This window comes from Streptomyces sp. NPDC006261 (assembly GCF_040613515.1).
Lineage (GTDB): Bacteria > Actinomycetota > Actinomycetes > Streptomycetales > Streptomycetaceae > Streptomyces.
The window spans coordinates 26,470-44,300 of sequence record NZ_JBEXSI010000054.1; the positions used below are offsets into that span (position 1 = coordinate 26,470).

At 72.5% G+C, this 17,831-nt stretch carries 15 protein-coding genes and 1 riboswitch; of the genes, 11 read left to right on the forward strand and 4 right to left on the reverse strand.

Going from position 1 to position 17,831, the window contains the following annotated elements; translation table 11 throughout:
- Nucleotides 1–8 precede the first annotated feature (8 nt).
- Complete coding sequence (locus tag ABZ154_RS28085; protein ID WP_356837124.1) at nt 9–668, reverse strand: class II aldolase/adducin family protein; 660 nt, start codon at nt 666–668, stop codon at nt 9–11.
- A gap of 277 nt (nt 669–945) precedes the next feature.
- Between ABZ154_RS28085 and ABZ154_RS28090 the strand changes: the two genes are divergently transcribed.
- From ABZ154_RS28090 to ABZ154_RS28120, 7 genes are all read left to right on the forward strand, one after another.
- Complete coding sequence (locus tag ABZ154_RS28090) at nt 946–2,211, forward strand: inorganic phosphate transporter (RefSeq protein ID WP_356837126.1); 1,266 nt, start codon at nt 946–948, stop codon at nt 2,209–2,211.
- Between the two features lie 12 nt (nt 2,212–2,223).
- A complete protein-coding gene (locus tag ABZ154_RS28095; protein WP_356170076.1) occupies nt 2,224–2,454 on the forward strand; it encodes a hypothetical protein in 231 nt (76 codons plus the stop codon).
- Between the two features lie 147 nt (nt 2,455–2,601).
- Nucleotides 2,602–2,735: riboswitch (cobalamin riboswitch) on the forward strand.
- A gap of 124 nt (nt 2,736–2,859) precedes the next feature.
- Nucleotides 2,860–3,840 carry a cobalamin biosynthesis protein gene (locus tag ABZ154_RS28100; protein ID WP_356837128.1) on the forward strand — a complete coding sequence of 327 codons (981 nt, stop codon included), beginning with the start codon at nt 2,860–2,862 and terminating at the stop codon, nt 3,838–3,840.
- Nucleotides 3,837–5,528, forward strand: a complete 1,692-nt coding sequence (locus ABZ154_RS28105) for a cobyric acid synthase (RefSeq protein WP_356837130.1) — start codon at nt 3,837–3,839, stop codon at nt 5,526–5,528. The genes ABZ154_RS28100 and ABZ154_RS28105 overlap by 4 nt, the downstream gene beginning before the upstream one ends.
- Nucleotides 5,525–7,561 carry a putative cobaltochelatase gene (locus tag ABZ154_RS28110; RefSeq protein WP_356837132.1) on the forward strand — a complete coding sequence of 679 codons (2,037 nt, stop codon included), beginning with the start codon at nt 5,525–5,527 and terminating at the stop codon, nt 7,559–7,561. The genes ABZ154_RS28105 and ABZ154_RS28110 overlap by 4 nt, the downstream gene beginning before the upstream one ends.
- Nucleotides 7,561–8,160: a cob(I)yrinic acid a,c-diamide adenosyltransferase gene (cobO, locus tag ABZ154_RS28115; protein WP_018512216.1), complete on the forward strand. Its 600-nt coding sequence runs from the start codon at nt 7,561–7,563 to the stop codon at nt 8,158–8,160. Before ABZ154_RS28110 ends, cobO begins: the two co-directional genes overlap by 1 nt.
- Nucleotides 8,154–9,503 carry a cobyrinate a,c-diamide synthase gene (locus ABZ154_RS28120; RefSeq protein ID WP_356837134.1) on the forward strand — a complete coding sequence of 450 codons (1,350 nt, stop codon included), beginning with the start codon at nt 8,154–8,156 and terminating at the stop codon, nt 9,501–9,503. The genes cobO and ABZ154_RS28120 overlap by 7 nt, the downstream gene beginning before the upstream one ends.
- 45 nt (nt 9,504–9,548) lie before the next feature.
- Here the strand turns inward: ABZ154_RS28120 and ABZ154_RS28125 are convergent, their stop codons facing one another.
- Nucleotides 9,549–10,271: a ZIP family metal transporter gene (locus ABZ154_RS28125; RefSeq protein WP_093688274.1), complete on the reverse strand. Its 723-nt coding sequence runs from the start codon at nt 10,269–10,271 to the stop codon at nt 9,549–9,551.
- Nucleotides 10,272–10,453: 182 nt separating this feature from the next.
- Between ABZ154_RS28125 and cobC the strand changes: the two genes are divergently transcribed.
- Entirely contained in the window at nt 10,454–12,034 is a 1,581-nt protein-coding gene (gene cobC / locus ABZ154_RS28130; RefSeq protein WP_356837136.1) for an Rv2231c family pyridoxal phosphate-dependent protein CobC, read from the forward strand.
- Nucleotides 12,035–12,127: 93 nt separating this feature from the next.
- Here cobC and ABZ154_RS28135 read toward each other — a convergent pair whose 3' ends face one another.
- Together ABZ154_RS28135 and ABZ154_RS28140 are read right to left on the reverse strand one after the other, a co-directional pair.
- On the reverse strand, nt 12,128–13,243 hold the full coding sequence (locus ABZ154_RS28135) for an SCO1860 family LAETG-anchored protein (protein WP_356837138.1): 1,116 nt from the start codon (nt 13,241–13,243) through the stop codon (nt 12,128–12,130).
- Nucleotides 13,244–13,561: 318 nt separating this feature from the next.
- A complete protein-coding gene (locus ABZ154_RS28140) occupies nt 13,562–14,674 on the reverse strand; it encodes an amidohydrolase family protein (RefSeq protein WP_356837140.1) in 1,113 nt (370 codons plus the stop codon).
- A gap of 117 nt (nt 14,675–14,791) precedes the next feature.
- Between ABZ154_RS28140 and ABZ154_RS28145 the strand changes: the two genes are divergently transcribed.
- The 3 genes from ABZ154_RS28145 to ABZ154_RS28155 all read left to right on the forward strand — a co-directional run.
- Nucleotides 14,792–15,898 (forward strand): aminotransferase class V-fold PLP-dependent enzyme, encoded by a 1,107-nt coding sequence (locus ABZ154_RS28145; protein ID WP_356837142.1) that lies wholly within the window; start codon nt 14,792–14,794, stop codon nt 15,896–15,898.
- 308 nt (nt 15,899–16,206) lie between these two features.
- On the forward strand, nt 16,207–16,737 hold the full coding sequence (gene ectA, locus ABZ154_RS28150) for a diaminobutyrate acetyltransferase (protein ID WP_356837144.1): 531 nt from the start codon (nt 16,207–16,209) through the stop codon (nt 16,735–16,737).
- 189 nt (nt 16,738–16,926) lie between these two features.
- Nucleotides 16,927–17,831: aspartate aminotransferase family protein (locus tag ABZ154_RS28155; RefSeq protein WP_356837146.1), on the forward strand; the 905-nt coding region annotated here is incomplete at its 3' end.

Sequence of the window (17,831 nt, forward strand, 5' to 3'; positions counted from 1 at the left end):
GCACCGGGTCAGCCGGACTGCCCGTACCCCTTGAGCGCCTCGGTCACCTCAGCCAGCTGGGCCTCGCTGAGCAGAGCCGGAGTGCGGCCCGGCAGCGCGCTGGCGGTGAGCCAGAGACGGCAGAGCCACTCGAGCTGGGCGGTGCGCTCGTAGGCCTGGTCGAGGGTGGAGCCGTAGGTGACGGTGCCGTGGTTGGCGAGCAGGCAGCCGGTGCGGCCGCGGAGAGCGGTCAGCATGGCACCGGCCAGCTGCGGGGTGCCGTAGCGGGCGTAGGGGGCGGTGCGGACGGGGCCACCGAGGATGGCGGCCGCGTAGTGGACGAGCGGCACCTCGGTGACGAGGGTGGAGACGGCGGTGGCGTGCACGGCGTGGGTGTGGACCACGGCGGCGGCGTCGGTCTCCCCGTAGACCGCGAGGTGGAGGGGGAGTTCGCTGGTCGGCTTCAGCTCCCCGAGGACCTGGCGGCCGTCCAGCTCGACCCCGACCGCGTCCGCAGGTCCGAGCCGGTCGTAGGGCACCCCGCTGGGGGTCACCAGGACCAGGTCTCCGACGCGGGCCGACACATTGCCGGAGGTGCCGACGACCAGGCCGTCGGCGGCGCTGCGGCGGGCGGTGGCGACCACCTCCCGCCAGGCCCGGACGACGGATTCCGGCTGCTGCTCGCTCATGGGGCGAGCGTAGGGTCGGGGGCTGGAAACCGGAACGTCATCCCCCACGTGACCGGGATCTCTTCCGGGGCCGGATGTGTCCGTCTAAAACTTCGCCAACGAGGAGTAAAGGGCAGACCAGCCGGTGCCCCACGGGCATACGGCAACCCCTCCCGCACACAAACGGAATCACCGCACTCCGATTCGGGTCACCACAGCGCCCCGCCCAGTTCATCTTCCGTTCACCCAGGTTGCCTACGGTCCACGTGCCACTGACGTCGAACGATTGCCTGGGTAAATGGAACACATCACGCTGCTGCTCGCGATTGTGGTCGTGACAGCTCTCGTGTTCGATTTCACGAACGGTTTCCACGACACCGCCAACGCGATGGCTACCACCATCTCGACCGGCGCACTGAAGCCCAAGACAGCGGTGGCCATGTCCGCCGTTCTCAACCTCATCGGCGCGTTCCTGTCAGTGGAGGTCGCCAAGACGATCTCCGGCGGGATCGTCAACGAGAACGGCCTCAGAACCGAGGTCATCTTCGCGGCGCTCGTCGGCGCCATCCTGTGGAATCTGCTGACCTGGCTGGTCGGCCTGCCCTCCAGCTCCTCCCACGCCCTGTTCGGCGGTCTGATCGGCGCGGCGGTCATGTCGGCCGGCTGGTCCTCGATCAACGGCGGCACCGTCGTCACCAAGGTGCTGCTCCCCGCGATCGCCGCCCCGCTGGTCGCCGGTCTCGCCGCGATGCTGGCCACGAGGCTGACGTACCGGATCAACCGGAACGTCACCGACCCGAACCAGCTCAAGTCGACGGCCAAGGGCTACCGGGCCGGTCAGATCGCCTCGGCCGGTCTCGTCTCGCTCGCCCACGGCACCAACGACGCCCAGAAGACGATGGGCATCATCACCCTGGCCCTGGTCACCGGCGGCGTTCTCGCCCCCGGCTCCAATCCGCCGATGTGGGTCATCGTCTCCGCAGGTGTCGCCATCGCGCTCGGCACCTACCTCGGTGGCTGGCGCATCATCCGCACCATGGGCAGCGGCCTGACCGACCTGAAGCCGCCGCAGGGCTTCGCGGCCCAGACCAGTGCCGCGACCGTCATCCTGGCCTCGTCGCACCTCGGTTTCTCGCTCTCCACCACCCAGTCCTGCTCGGGTGCCGTGATGGGCGCGGGCCTCGGCCGCAAGGGCGGCGTGGTCCGCTGGTCCACCGCCACCCGGATGTTCGTCGCCTGGGGTCTGACGCTCCCTGCCGCCGGTCTGGTCGGCGCGGGTGCCGAGTTCCTCACCAAGCAGGGCCCGTGGGGCATCACCACCACCGCGATCCTGCTGGTCGGCGGCTCCTTCGCCATCTGGCTTGCCTCGCGCCGCCAGCCGGTGGACCACACCAACGTCAACGACACCGCGGCCACGGACGACGAGCCCCGGGGTGTCGTCACCACGGCCATCGCCGCGGTCCAGCCGCCGCCCATCGGTACCCACCCCACCGACCTCATGACCACCATCCCGGCCCCGGCCGCAGCGCCCGACGACACGGCGCGGCCCTCGGCCACGGTGTAAGGACAGATCCGTATGAAAATCGACTGGGCAGCTCTCGCCTCCGTCTTCGGTGTCAGTCTCGTGGTCACCGTCGCGCTGGTCGGCCTCTTCACCGTGGGCATCGTGGCCCTCTCCAAGCTGTCGGCCCCGGCCGGCGGCAGCGCCTCCGGCGGGTCGGCCGCGCTCGCGCGCACCGGCGCGTACGCCTGCTTCGCGGCCTGCGTGGCGGCGGTCGCGTACGGGATCTATCTGATCGTCGCCTGACCGCACCGACGCTTCCTCTCGGGCCGGACACACCACCGTGTGTCCGGCCCGATGTGCGTCTGCGCACACTGGAGCTCCGCAGGTCAACAGCGAGTTGACGCCCGTTCTCGCAGCGTGGTGGACTGCCGGAGCCATTTACGGCGACAGAAGAGGAAGCCGGTGTGAATCCGGCGCGGTCCCGCCACTGTCACCGGGGAGCACTCCCCCACACCGGATGTCACGGCCCTCGGTACGCGGGCTGGAAGGCCGGGGGAACTGCGGATCCGGAAGCCAGGAGACTCTTGTCGCCGGTCACGTCGAACCAGGGCGCGGACCCTGAGTGAGGACATAAGCCATGCCCGGCCGCCGTGTACCGCATCCTGTGCCCCTTCCTGCCGGAACGCCTCTGCCCGCGGCGGGCTGACCGTGCGTGCCGATCGTGTCTTCGCGTACGGCGCCATCGCCGGGCTGATCGCCGACGCGGCTCTCGGCGACCCTCGCCGGGGGCATCCCGTAGCCGGTTTCGGCCGGGCCGCCGCGCGGGTGGAGTTGCTGCTGTGGCGGGACGACCGAGGCCGGGGAGCGCTGCACACCCTGCTGTGCGCCGGAGGCGCCGTGGGGGCCGCCGCGCTGGCCGCCCGTGCCGTACGGGACCGTCCCGCGCTCACCGTCGCGCTGACCGCCGCCGCCACGTGGTCGGTCGTCGGCGGTACGTCGCTGGGCCGGGAGGCCCGCGCCGTCGGAGGGGCGCTGGCCGCCGGGGACCTGGAGGTGGCCAGGGAGCGGCTGCCGCGTCTGTGCGGGCGCGATCCGCACTCCCTGGACGGACCGCAGATCGCCCGTGCCGTCGTGGAATCGGTCGCGGAGAACACCTCGGACGCCGTCGTGGGCGCGCTCGTGTGGGGCGCGATCGGCGGGGTGCCGGGGCTCGTCGGCTTCCGGGCCGTGAACACCCTCGACGCGATGGTCGGCCACAGGTCGCCCCGCTACCGCCGTTACGGCTGGGCCTCGGCCCGCCTGGACGACCTCGCGGGGTGGCCCGGTGCCCGGCTGACGGCCGCACTGGCCGTGGTGGGCGGCGGGCGGCCCTCGGAGGCCGTGCGCGCCTGGAAGGCGGACGCGGGGCGTCACCCGAGCCCGAACGCGGGACCGGTGGAGGCCGCGTTCGCGGGGGCGCTCGGCGTACGGCTCGGCGGCACGCTGGCGTACGCGGGGCGCGTCGAGCACCGGCCGGTCCTGAACGGGGAGTCGGGCCGGGAGGTCCGGAGTTCCGACATCGAGCGCGCGGTGCGGTTGTCGCGCCGGGTGAGCGTGCTGGCCCTCGGCGTGTGTGTGGTGGGCCGGACGGTCGTGGGGCGCGTGGTCACGGGACGGTCGTCGACAGGACAGAAACGGGGACGGGCATGAGTGGCGGGCTGCTGGTCGCGGGGACCACATCGGACGCGGGCAAGAGCGTCGTCACGGCCGGCATCTGCCGCTGGCTGGTGCGCCGGGGCGTGAAGGTCGCGCCCTTCAAGGCGCAGAACATGTCCCTCAACTCCTTCGTGACCCGCGAGGGCGCGGAGATCGGGCGCGCCCAGGCCATGCAGGCGCAGGCCGCCCGGGTGGAGCCGACCGCGCTGATGAACCCGGTCCTGCTGAAGCCGGGCAGCGACCGCTCCAGCCAGGTCGTCCTGATGGGGAAGCCGGTGGGCGAGATGAGCGCCCGGGGTTACCACGGGGGGCGTCAGGAGGCGCTGCTCGGGACGGTCTCCGACTGCCTGGAGCAGCTGCGGTCGGCCTATGACGCGGTGATCTGTGAGGGGGCGGGCTCCCCCGCGGAAATCAACCTGCGGCGTACGGACATCGTGAACATGGGGATCGCGCGGGCGGCCCGCTTTCCCGTTCTCGTGGTCGGGGACATCGACCGCGGCGGGGTCTTCGCCTCGTTCTTCGGGACCACGGCGCTGCTCAGCGCGGAGGACCAGTCGCTGGTCGCGGGCTATCTGGTGAACAAGTTCCGGGGTGACGTCTCACTGCTGGAGCCGGGCCTGGACATGCTGTACGGGCTGACCGGGCGGCGGACGTACGGGGTGCTGCCGTTCACCCATGGGCTCGGTATCGACGAGGAGGACGGCCTGCGGGTCTCCTTGCGGGGTGCGGTACGGGAGTCGGTCGTGACGCCCCCGCACGGCGAGGACGTGCTGCGGGTCGCGGTCTGCGCGGTTCCGTTGATGTCGAACTTCACGGACGTGGACGCGCTGGCCGCCGAACCGGGCGTCGTCGTGCGGTTCGTGGACCGGGCCGATGAGCTGGCCGACGCGGACCTGGTCGTCGTGCCCGGGACGCGCGGCACGGTGAAGGCGCTGGCCTGGCTGCGCGAGCGGGGGCTCGCGGACGCGCTCGTGCGGCGGGCGGCGGAGGGGCGGCCGGTGCTGGGGATCTGCGGGGGGTTCCAGGTGCTCGGTGAGCGGATCGAGGACGAGGTGGAGTCGCGGGCGGGGGTCGTGGACGGGCTGGGGCTGCTGCCGGTGCGTATTCGTTTCGACCGGGCCAAGACGCTGGCGCGGCCGGTGGGTTCGGCGCTGGGCGAGCCGGTGGAGGGGTACGAGATCCACCACGGGGTGGCCGATGTGCGGGGCGGGGAGCCGTTCCTGGACGGGTGCCGGGTGGGGGCCGTGTGGGGGACGCACTGGCACGGGTCCCTGGAGAGCGATGGGTTCCGGCGGCGGTTCCTGGAGGAGGTGGCCCGGGGGGCCGGGCGGCGGTTCGTACCTGCGCCGGACACGTGTTTCGGGGTGCTGCGGGAGGAGCAGCTGGACCGTCTGGGGGATCTGGTGGAGGAGCACGCGGACACGGACGCGTTGTGGCGGTTGATCGAGGGGGGCGCGCCGGCGGGGTTGCCCTTCGTGCCGCCGGGGGCGCCGCCGTTGAGCCGGGGCGCGGGTGCGGCGGATAGCCGGGGTGCAGCCCCGGACCCCGCTCCTCGATCGTCGCAAGGGCTTGAGTTCGCCGGGTCCGCCAAGTCCGCCGGGTCCGCCGGGGCGGAGAACGAGGAGCCGAGGGCCTGCGAACTTGATGGTGCCGAGGTTCATGTCAACGAGGAGGCCAAGTGAGTACGCCGTATCCCTTCACCGCGATCGTAGGGCAGGACGACCTGCGGCTCGGGCTGTTGCTGAACGCGGTCAGTCCGGCCGTCGGTGGTGTGCTCGTGCGGGGCGAGAAGGGGACCGCCAAGTCCACCGCCGTCCGCGCGCTGGCCGCCCTCATGCCCGAGGTCTCCGTCGTAGCGGGGTGCCGGTTCTCCTGTGATCCCGACTCCCCCGACCCGGCGTGTCCCGATGGGCCCCACGCGGAGGCCGCCGGTGTGTCGCGGCCGGCACGGACCGTGGAGCTGCCCGTCGGGGCGTCCGAGGACCGGCTCGTGGGGGCGCTGGACATCGAGCGGGCGCTCTCGGAGGGCGTGAAGGCGTTCGAGCCGGGGCTGCTGGCCGACGCGCACCGCGGCATCCTGTACGTCGACGAGGTCAACCTCCTCCACGACCACCTGGTGGACCTGCTGCTGGACGCGGCGGCCATGGGTGCCTCGTACGTCGAGCGCGAGGGCGTCTCCGTACGGCATGCGGCGCGGTTCCTGCTGGTCGGGACGATGAACCCGGAAGAGGGCGAGCTGCGGCCGCAGTTGCTGGACCGGTTCGGGCTGACCGTCGAGGTGGCCGCCTCCCGGGACACCGATGAGCGGGTCGAGGTCGTACGGCGCCGGCTCGCGTACGACGACGACCCCGAAGGGTTCGCCGCGCGCTGGGCCGGGGAGGAGAGCGCCCTGCGCGAGCGCATCGCCTCCGCGCGCGCCCTGCTGTCCCGCGTCGTGCTCGGTGACGGCGTGCTGCGGCAGATCGCCGCTACCTGCGCCGCGTTCGAGGTCGACGGGATGCGGGCCGACATCGTGATGGCCCGTACCGCGACCGCGCTGGCCGCCTGGGCGGGGCGCGAGGAGGTCACCGCCGACGACGTACGGCAGGCCGCCCTCCTGGCACTCCCCCACCGACGGCGCCGCAACCCGTTCGACGCGCCGGGCCTCGACGAGGACAAGCTGGACCAGACCCTGGACGAGGCCGCCGGGGAGCAGGACGGCGATCCGGGAGACGATGATCCCGGCCCCGGCCCGGACGGCGGTGGCGACGGAGGCGGCGGCGGTGGCGTGCCGCCCCAGGCCGACGGCGACCGTACGCCGCCACAAGGTGAAGGCGGCGACACGCCGTCCCAGGCCCCCGAATCCGCCCCCGACGCGCCCGGGCGCTCCGCCGGGGCCGAGCAGCAGCCGGTGGCCTCGGCCGAGCCGTTCCGTACGAAGATGCTCAGCGTTCCGGGGCTCGGTGAGGGGGCTGCCGGGCGGCGCTCCCGGGCCCGTACCGAGCACGGGCGTACGACCGGCGCGCGCCGCCCGCAGGGGTCGCTGACGAAGCTGCACCTGGCCGCGACCGTGCAGGCCGCCGCCCCCCACCAGCGGGCGCGCGGGCGTTCCGGGCGCGGGCTCGTGGTGCGCCGGGACGATCTGCGGCAGGCGACCCGGGAGGGGCGTGAGGGCAACCTCGTGCTGTTCGTCGTGGACGCCTCCGGGTCGATGGCGGCCCGGCAGCGGATGAGCGCGGTCAAGGGGGCGGTGCTGTCGCTGCTGCTGGACGCCTACCAGCGGCGGGACAAGGTCGGCCTGGTCACTTTCCGGGGCAAGGACGCCGAGGTGGCGCTGCCGCCGACCTCGTCCGTGGACGCGGCCGCCTCCCGTCTGGAGTCGCTGCCGACCGGCGGCCGCACTCCGCTCGCCGCGGGGCTGCTCAAGGCCCACGACGTCCTGCGGGTGGAGCGGCTGCGCGATCCGTCGCGGCGGCCGCTGCTCGTCGTGGTGACGGACGGCCGGGCGACCGGCGGTCCGGAGCCGGTCGCGCTCGCGGGGCGGGCGGCGCGACTGCACCTGGCCGAGGGAACGGCCTCGGTCGTCGTGGACTGCGAGTCGGGCTACGTACGCCTCGGTCTCGCCGGGGAACTCGCCCGGGAACTGGGAGGCACCGCCGTCACACTCGACGAGCTGCGGGCCGACTCGATCGCCGGGCTCGTCAAGGACGTCACCGCAGCCGGGAGGGCCGCTTAATGCCACAGGGACAGCCGACATCGGTGCCGGACGACGGGCTCACCACCCGTCAGCGGCGCAACCGCCCGCTCCTGTTCGTCCACACGGGCATCGGGAAGGGCAAGTCGACCGCCGCCTTCGGGCTCGCGCTGCGGGCCTGGAACCAGGGGTGGCCGATCGGGGTGTTCCAGTTCGTGAAGTCGGCGAAGTGGAAGGTCGGCGAGGAGAACGCGCTGAAGGTGCTGGGCGCCAGCGGCGAGGGCGGCACCGTCGACTGGCACAAGATGGGCGAAGGATGGTCCTGGGTCCAGCGGGACGGCCAGCTCGACAACGAGGAGAAGGCCCGCGAGGGGTGGGAGCAGGTCAAGCGCGACCTGGCGGCCGAGACGTACAAGCTGTACGTGCTCGACGAGTTCGCCTACCCGATGCACTGGGGCTGGATCGACACCGACGAGGTCGTCGAGGTGATGCGGAACCGGCCCGGCACCCAGCACGTGGTGATCACCGGCCGCAACGCGCCGGACGCGCTGATCGAGGCCGCCGACCTGGTGACCGACATGTCGAAGGTCAAGCACCCGATGGACGCGGGGCAGAAGGGCCAGAGGGGCATCGAGTGGTGACTGTGCCCCGCCTGGTCATCGCCGCTCCGGCCTCCGGCAGCGGCAAGACCACCGTCGCCACCGGCCTGATGGCCGCCTTCGCCGCGCGCGGTCTTGCCGTCTCGCCGCACAAGGTGGGCCCGGACTACATCGATCCCGGGTACCACTCGCTGGCGACGGGACGCCCCGGCCGCAATCTCGACGCGTACATGTGCGGGACGGATCTGATCGCCCCGCTGTTCGCGCATGGCTCGGCGGGGTGCGACCTCGCCGTGGTCGAGGGCGTGATGGGGCTGTACGACGGTGCCTCGGGCCAGGGGGAGCTGGCGTCCACCGCTCAGGTGGCGAAGCTGCTGAAGGCCCCTGTGGTGCTGGTGGTCGACGCCTCGTCCCAGTCCCGGTCCGTGGCGGCCCTGGTCCACGGGTTCGCCTCCTGGGACCCGGAGGTGCGGATCGGCGGGGTGATCCTGAACAAGGTGGCCTCCGACCGGCACGAGGCGCTGTTGCGGGACGCGCTGGACGAGTCCGGCCTGCCGGTGCTGGGCGTGCTGCGGCGGGCACCTCAGGTCGCGACGCCCTCTCGGCACCTGGGTCTCGTGCCGGTGGCCGAGCGCCAGGGCGATGCGGTGGACGCCGTGCGCGCCATGGGTGAGCGGGTACGCGCCGGGTGCGACCTGGACGCGCTGACGGCGCTGGCCCGGACCGCGCCCGCGCTGCCGGACGCGGCGTGGGAGCCGGCGTACACCGTCGTGGAGAGGCCCCGGCCCGTCGTCGCCGTGGCCGGCGGGGCGGCGTTCACCTTCGCGTACGCGGAGCACGCCGAGCTGCTGACGGCGGCCGGTGCGGAGGTCGTGGTCTTCGACCCGCTGCGGGACGAGAAGCTGCCGGCCGGTACGGCGGGGCTCGTCATCGGCGGGGGGTTCCCGGAGGTGTACGCCCCCGAACTGTCGGCCAACGAGCCGTTGCGGCGGGCGGTGACCGAACTCGCTTCGAGCGGCGCCCCGGTGGCGGCCGAGTGTGCGGGGCTGCTGTATCTGGCGCGGGAGCTGGACGGGCGGCCCATGTGCGGGGTGCTGGACGCCGAGGCCCGGATGTCGGAGCGGCTCACGCTCGGGTACCGGCAGGCGGTGGCGGTCTCGGACAGTGCGCTGGCGGTGGCGGGGACCCGGATGCGCGGCCACGAGTTCCACCGGACGGTGCTGGAGCCGGGGGCGGGGCCGGCCCCCGCGTGGGGCATGCACCAGCCGGAGCGGCGGGTGGAGGGGTACGTCCAGCGGGGCGTGCACGCGAGCTATCTGCACACACACTGGGCGGCCTCCCCCGAGGTGGCCCACCGTTTCGTGGAGCACTGCCGGGTGCGGTGAACGCCCGCGCGTTCGTCGTAGCGGCGTGTGCGGGCGTACGCGGGCTCACTCCGCGATGCCCACGACCAGCCAGATGAAGCCCACGCCCCCGATGGTGCAGAGAAGGGTGGAGCGGGCGGGATGAGTGTGGTGTGCCTCGGGAAGAATCTCCGCAGCGGCCAGGTAGAGCAGCGCGCCGCCGAAGAAGCCGAGATAGCCGCCGAGCAGTTCCTCCGGAAGGGTGAACAGCAGCGTCGTCGCGGCGCCCACGACCGGCGCCACGGCGGCCGCGAACAGCATCAGGAGCGCCTTGCGTCGGGCGTTCCCGTAAAGACTCGTGAGGGTGTACGTGTTGAATCCGTCGGCGAAGTCATGACTGATCACCGCCAGCGCGACGGCCACGCCCATGGCTCCGCTGACCTGGAAGGCGGCACCGAGTGCGATGCCGTCCATCAGGCTGTGGCCGACCATCGCGGCCGCCGCCGTGAGCCCCACCTGCGGCACGCGTTCACCGCTCGCCCCGTGTGCCACCTGCCGTACGGCGAGCAGCCCCTCGACCAGATGGGCCACCAGGAAGCCGCCGACGAACAGCAGCAGGGCGGCGGGCACCCCGAACACCGGGGTCCCCGCGGCCTCCATCGCCTCCGGCAGGAGGTCCAGGCCGACCACCCCGAGCATCAGGCCGCCCGCGAAGCCGAGCACCAGATGGCGGCGGTCCGTGACGCGTTGCGCGACCCAGCCGCCGGCCAGAGTCATCAGGAACGCGCCGAGCGCGACGAACACCGCCATGGGCTCTTGCTAGTCGATCGACCCGGTCGACCGCATCTCAGGGTGTCCTTACCCGCGCCCTTACTCGTGTCCCTACCCGGGGCGGCCTCGCCCGCCCGTACGACGAACCGTGCGACGGCCGGATCCGTGACCGTATACGGAACAGCTCCTCCCGCCGCTTGATGTGAAAGGCAGGCTCCGCCATGACGACCCTCACCCCCGAGCCCGGCGCCCGGAACCTGGTCGTCGGGGTCGGTGCCCGCCGGGGAGCGCCGCTCGGCGAGGTGTACGGCCTGATCGAGGAGACCCTGCGCGGGGCGGGGCTGCGTACCGCCGATGTGGTGGAGGTGGCGACCGTCGACGCGAAGGCGGACGAGCCGGGGATCGTGGGGGCGGCCGCCCGGCTCGGGGTGCCGGTGCGGGCCTATCCGGCGGCGGCGCTCGCCGGGGTGCGCGTGCCGAACCCGGCGGACGCGGCCGACGGGGCGGTGGGGACGCCGTCGGTGGCGGAGGCGGCGGCGCTGATCGAGGCGGACGAGCTGGTGGTGGAGAAGTCCGTGGGCAAGGGGCTCGCGACCTGCGCGGTGGCACGCCGGTTTCCGGCCGTCCTCCCGCCTTTCCCTGTTTCCGGCGAGAAAACTTCCACCCCACTCGTGACGGAGGGCCCCCGCCCGTTCACCATGGCAGCCATGAATCCCCCCACACATCCCCCCACGCGAGACATCGAGAGCGCCGGGCCCGACCTGCGCCACCACGGCGACGCGGAGGTGCGCGGCGAGAATCTGACCGATCTCGCCGTGAACGTCCGTACCCACACACCACCGGAGTGGCTGCGCCAGCGGATAGCCGCCTCCCTCATCTCACTGGCGGCCTACCCCGACGGCGCACCGGCCCGGGCGGCGGTCGCCGAGCGGCACGGACTGCCGGTGGAACGCGTCCTGCTGACGGCGGGTGCGGCCGAGGCGTTCGTCCTGATCGCCCGGGCGCTCCCGGCCCGGTGCCCGGTGGTCGTGCATCCGCAGTTCACCGAGCCGGAGGCAGCGCTGCGGGCGGCCGGGCACGGGGTGGGGCGGGTGCTGCTGCGGGAGGAGGACGGCTTCCGGCTCGATCCGGCGGCGGTGCCGGAGGAGGCGGATCTGGTGGTGGTCGGCAACCCGACCAACCCGACGTCGGTGCTGCACCCGGCGGCCCTGCTGGAGCGGCTGGCCAGACCGGGGCGGACGCTGGTGGTCGACGAGGCGTTCATGGACGTCGTGCCGGGCGAGCGCGAGGCGTTGTGCGGACGGACGGACATCCCCGGCCTGGTGGTGCTGCGCAGCCTCACCAAGACATGGGGGCTGGCCGGGCTGCGGATCGGTTACGTCCTGGCAGCCCCGGAGACCATCGCGCGCCTGGCCGAGGCGCAGCCGCTGTGGCCGGTGTCGTCCCCGGCGCTGGCGGCGGCCCAGGCCTGCATGGAGCCGCGGGCGCTGGTGGAGGCGGCCGAGGCGGCGGACCGGATCACCGTGGACCGGGCCCATCTGCTGGCCGGGCTCGCGGAGTTCAGCGAAGTGCGGGTGGTCGAGGAGGCCCGGGGGCCGTTCGTGCTGGTCCGGCTGGAGCGGGCGGCGGAGATCCGGGAACGGCTGCGGCTGCTGGGCTTCGCGGCCCGGCGCGGCGATACGTTCCCGGGGCTCGGGCCGCAGTGGCTGCGGCTGGCCGTACGCGACCGGGCGACGACCAACCGCTTCCTCCAGGCCCTGGACCAGGCCGTTCAGGCGCTGCCCGCGCGAACAGTGCGCTGAGGGAATCCTGGGGGCAGCCCGAGGGGCGGCGTTCCGTCGTACGAACGCCGCCCCAGGTCCCGTGCGCGAGCGGATCCCGCGCCCGGGCGCGGATCAGCCCTGGCTGCCGCCGCTCCGCCTGCGCGCGACCACCGTGGCTCCCGCGCCGACCGCCAGCAGTACGGCCGCGCCGCCCGCGATGTACGGGGTGGTGGAACTGCCTCCGGTCTCGGCGAGGTTGGCCGTGGTGGGGGCCTTGCCGGTGTCGGACCCGGTCTGCGGCTTCACATCGGTGCCGCTGTCACCCTGGCCGCCGCCACCGGTGGAACCGCCGTCCGAACCACCCGTGTCACCGCCGGTGGACCCACCCGTGTCACCGCCGGTGGACCCACCCGTGTCACCGCCGGTGGAACCATCCGTGTCACCGCCGGTGGAACCACCCGTGGAACCGCCGTCCGTGGAGCCGCCGTCCGTGGAGCCGCCGTCACTCTCCCCCGGCTCCTCGGGCGTCTTGGGCCCCTTCGGGGTCTCGCAGGTCGCCTCGGCCAGGGTGACCTCGCCCTCCACCTCGGCCACGTTGAGCTTGAGCGGGTTCACCGAGACCTTCAGCCGGAGCGCCGTCGCGGCGGCAGAACGCGAGGTGGTCTCGGTCTTCGACAGGTCGAGGCTCACCTCGCCGACGCCCGGCACCACGACCCGGGTCGGTCCGCCCGCGGAGAGCGTCACCTTCTTGCCGAGCACCTTGACATGGCCGAGCACGTTCGACTCGGCGACGGGCCGCTTGCCGACCTCGCAGAGCGCCTTGGAGGTCACCTTCTCGACCTCGATGAGCGAGAGCAGCGGCAGACCGGGCACATGGACCCGCGCCTTGACCAGGTTGGTGTACCCCTCGGCCTTGTGCTCGTCCAAGGTGGCCTCGGCGGTCGCCACGTCGGCGCGCAGGACGTTGACCGGCTGTCCGCCCGCCACCCCGTCCAGGTTCACGGTGAGCGCGGTCTTCTCCGCGCCGGCCGGCGCCTGCACCTCGTTGAGCGTGACCTTGAGGGGCACCTGGACGGACTTGTTGAGGAGTGAGACGTCGAGCCCGGTACGGAGCACGACCGCGCTCGCCCTGCCCTCGCCGCCGGTGGCGGGCGTCGCCGGGGCTGCCTGCGCGGGGACGGCGGCAAACAGAGCGACGGGAGCGGTGGCGACCGCCAGGGCAGCGAGACGGAAGGTGTTGCTGTTCAAGATGGTGGAACCCCCACAAGAGACATGGAGCCACCGGCACAGTCCAATGGGGGACATCGCCTGCGCCGGCGGCCTCGACTCCGTGAATCTTTACGCACTGAGGGTGAACTGGCGGATACCTGAGGTGAGTTCACCCCAAAGGGGGGTTTCCGCGCGCATATTCGAATCTTTCGGCACGTGCGTTCCCTCCCGCCTCATTCCTTCACCCGTTTCACGCGGTGTGAGCCGAGGTGCGTCAGCGGGAGAGATAACTCAACGAGCCGGGGCCCGCATCCGTCACTGCCTGTCAACCCACCGCAACACCGGCCCCCGGCAACCTCAGCCGGTCGACCGCCCGTTCAGCACGATGTGGCGCGGGGCCGCGAGCACCCGTACGTCCGCGCGCGGATCCTCGTCGTAGACGACCAGGTCGGCCGGAGCGCCCTCCTCCAGCCCCGGCCGCCCCAGCCACCGCCTCGCCCCCCAGGCGGTGGCGGAGAGGGCCTCCAGGGCCGGGATGCCCGCCTTCACGAGTTCGGCGACCTCGCCCGCGACCAGGCCGTGCGCCAGCGAGCCGCCCGCGTCGGTGCCGACGTAGACCGGGATGCCGGCGTCGTACGCGGCGCGCACGGTGTCGTAGCGGCGCTCGTACAGCTGCCTCATATGGGCCGACCAGCGCGGGAACTTGGCCTCGCCGCCCGCCGCGAGGCCGGGGAAGGTGGCGATGTTGACCAGCGTCGGGACGATCGCGACGCCACGCTCGGCGAAGAGCGGGACGGTCTCCTCGGTGAGGCCGGTGGCGTGCTCGATGCAGTCGATGCCCGCCTCGACCAGATCGCGCAGCGCGGCCTCGGCGAAGCAGTGCGCGGTGACCCGGGCGCCCAGCCGGTGCGCCTCGGCGATGGCCGCCTCGACCTCGCCGCGCGGCCAGCAGGCGGTGAGGTCGCCCGCGTCCCGGTCGATCCAGTCCCCCACCAGCTTGACCCAGCCGTCGCCGCGCCGGGCCTCCTGGGCGACGTACGCGACGAGGTCGCCGGGCTCGATCTCGTGGGCGTAGTTGCGGATGTAGCGGCGGGTCCTGGCGATGTGGCGGCCCGCTCGGATGATCTTCGGCAGGTCCTCGCGGTCGTCGGTCCAGCGGGTGTCGGAGGGTGATCCGGCGTCCCGGATCAGCAGCGTCCCGGCCTCCCGGTCGGTGAGCGCCTGCTTCTCGGCGGTCGCCGCGTCGACCGGGCCGTGCCGGTCCAGGCCGACGTGGCAGTGGGCGTCGACGAGGCCGGGCAGCACCCAGCCCGTGACGGTCTGCGCGCGGTCCGCGCCCGGCGGCCGATCGAAGGTGATCCGCCCGTCGACGGCCCACAGTTCGTCCCGCACCTCGTCCGGGCCGACGAGGACCCGTCCCTTCACCCGCAGCACCCGCTGCCCGTCCCGACCGCGCACCTGATCACTCATACGCGGCACTGTACGAGGCCCTCGGTAGGCTGCGAGGGGGGCGTCGGCCGCGAGCGGGACCCGTCCCCGGCCCGAAAAGGACAGACCCGCCCGACCGAACCCGGAGAGATCCCCACCGTGACGCACCCCTTCCTCGACCTCCCCCCGCTGACCGCCGCGCACTTCGCGGCCATCGAGCGGCGGGTGGCCGCGCTCCTCGCCACCGAGCAGGACGTCGTCATCACGCAGGGCGAGGCGCTGCTGCCGCTGGAGGGCTGCATCCGCAGCGGCGCCCGGCCCGGCTCGACCGCGCTGAACGTGGTGACCGGACCGTACGGGCAGACCTTCGGCAACTGGCTGCGGGACTGCGGCGCCGAGGTCGTCGACCTCACCGTGCCCTTCCATACCGCGGTGACCGCCGACCAGGTCGCCGAGGCGCTCACCGAGCATCCCGAGATCGACTTCGTCTCGCTGGTGCACGCGGAGGCGGCGACCGGCAACACCAACCCGGTCGCGGAGATCGGTGAGGTGGTCCGGGCACACGGGGCGCTGTTCATGCTGGACGCGGTCGCCTCGGTGGGCGCCGAGCCGCTGCTGCCGGACGCCTGGGGCGTCGACCTGTGCGTGATCGGCGCGCAGAAGGCGATGGGCGGTCCGGCCGGGGTGTCGGCGGTGTCGGTGAGCGCGCGGGCCTGGGAGCGGATCGCCGCCAACCCGGCCGCCCCGCGCCGCTCGTACCTCTCGCTCCTGGACTGGAAGGAGCGCTGGATCGACGGCGGCCGCAGGGCGCTGCCGCACGCTCCGGCGCAACTGGAGATGCTGGGCCTCCAGGCGTGCCTGGAGCGGATCGAGGCGGACGGCCTGGGCGCGGTGATGGCCCGCCACGCCTCGGCCGCCGCGGCGACCCGGGCGGGCGCGGTGGCACTGGGCGGAGGTCTGGAGCCGTACGTCCACGAGGCGCGTGACGCCGCTCCGGTGGCCACGACGCTGCGCGCCCCGGCGGGGACCGACGCCGCGGCCCTGGTCGCGCGGGCGCTGGCGGTGGAGCCCTCGCTGCCGCTGATCGCGGGCGGTGGGGCGCTCTCCAAGGAGATGATCCGGGTCAATCACTACGGGGCGGACGCGACGCGGGACGCGGTGCTGTCCTCGCTCGCGGCCCTGACGGCGGCGCTGGCCGACGCGGGCCGGCCGGCCGACTTCCAAGCTGCCCGCCGTGCGGTTGCGGAAACCTGGCCGAGCCTCTGATATTCATAATGCGGGGAGCTGCTTTATCGAAAGCAGCTCCCCGCATTCTTCTGCCCGCTTTTCCGTCCCCTAAACGCGGAAGTTTTTTCGGGGCTCGAACTGCATGATTCGGACACGTCCCAGAGGAGTTACAACCCTGTGACCGACTCCACACAGGCGGCGTTATGCCCGAAAAATTCGGGACAAAGAGTAGGAAATCGCACCCGAATCACACGGGGCCTCGCGCACGCCTGATAACACATATCGGCGCGTCTCCCAACCCTCCACCTCGATGCAATTTAGAAATTTGCTGGGTAAATTCAATTCGCATGACCGCCGCACCAGCAGATTTTGCCCGTGCCCGAAGCGAATTCCTCAGTATCGACACGCCACGAGTGGAGGACGGAGCCGCGATCTGGCGCATCGCCCGCGACTCCGAGGTTCTGGACCTGAACTCCTCGTACAGCTACCTGCTGTGGTGTCGTGACTTCGCCGCGACGTCCGCCGTCGCCCGTGGCGAGGACGGCGAGCCGATCGGCTTCGTCACCGGCTACCTCAGGCCCGACCGCCCCGAGACCCTCGTCGTGTGGCAGGTCGCCGTCGACCAGGCACATCGAGGCAAGGGGCTGGCCGCCACCCTGCTGGACGCGCTGACCGCCCGCGTCGCCGCCGACCAGGGCCTCTCCTGCGTCGAGACGACGATCACCCCGGACAACACCGCGTCCGACCGGCTGTTCACGTCCTACGCCCAGCGGCACGACGTCCCGCTGGAGCAGGAGGTCCTCTTCGACGGGGGGCTGTTCCCCGAGGGGACGCACCTGCCGGAGGTCCTCTACCGGATAGGCCCCTTCGCCGGCTGAGGCCTCCGAGGCACCTCAGCAGCCCACCGGACCCGTGAGCCACCCGGCCACGGCCCGGCGTACCTGACCCGTACGCCCGGATCCCCACGACTTCCGCGCCGGCCGACCACCCGGCGCGGTCCCGGCCGCCTCCGTGCGGCAGGGAGCACCGACCACTGCCCGTCACACCCCTCACGCAGGAGACCCGCTGTGACCATCACCCCGCCCGCACTGAGCGTCTTCGAGACCCTGGAGTCGGAGGTCCGTAGCTACTGCCGCGGCTGGCCCGCCGTGTTCGACCGCGCGCAGGGCGCCCGGCTGACCGACGAGGACGGCCACTCCTACCTGGACTTCTTCGCCGGGGCCGGCTCGCTCAACTACGGCCACAACAACCCCGTGCTGAAACGGGCGCTGATCGACTACATCGAGCGCGACGGCATCACCCACGGTCTGGACATGGCGACGACCGCCAAGCGCGCCTTCCTGGAGACGTTCCAGAACGTCATCCTGCGCCCGCGCGACCTTCCGTACAAGGTGATGTTCCCCGGCCCGACCGGCACCAACGCCGTCGAGTCGGCGCTGAAGCTGGCCCGCAAGGTCAAGGGCCGCGAGTCCGTCGTCTCGTTCACCAACGCCTTCCACGGCATGTCGCTGGGCTCGCTGGCCGTCACCGGCAACGCGTTCAAGCGGGCCGGCGCCGGCATCCCGTTGGTGCACGGCACCCCGATGCCGTTCGACAACTACTTCGACGGCACCGTCCCCGACTTCCTGTGGTTCGAGCGACTCCTGGAGGACCAGGGCTCCGGGCTGAACAAGCCCGCCGCCGTGATCGTGGAGACGGTCCAGGGCGAGGGCGGCATCAACGTCGCCCGCGCCGAGTGGCTGCGCGCGCTGCAGGAGCTGTGCCACCGCCAGGACATGCTGCTGATCGTCGACGACATCCAGATGGGCTGCGGCCGTACCGGCGGCTTCTTCTCCTTCGAGGAGGCCGGCATCGTCCCGGACATCGTCACGCTCTCCAAGTCCATCAGCGGCTACGGCATGCCCATGTCGCTGTGCCTGTTCAAGCCGGAGCTGGACATCTGGGAGCCGGGCGAGCACAACGGCACCTTCCG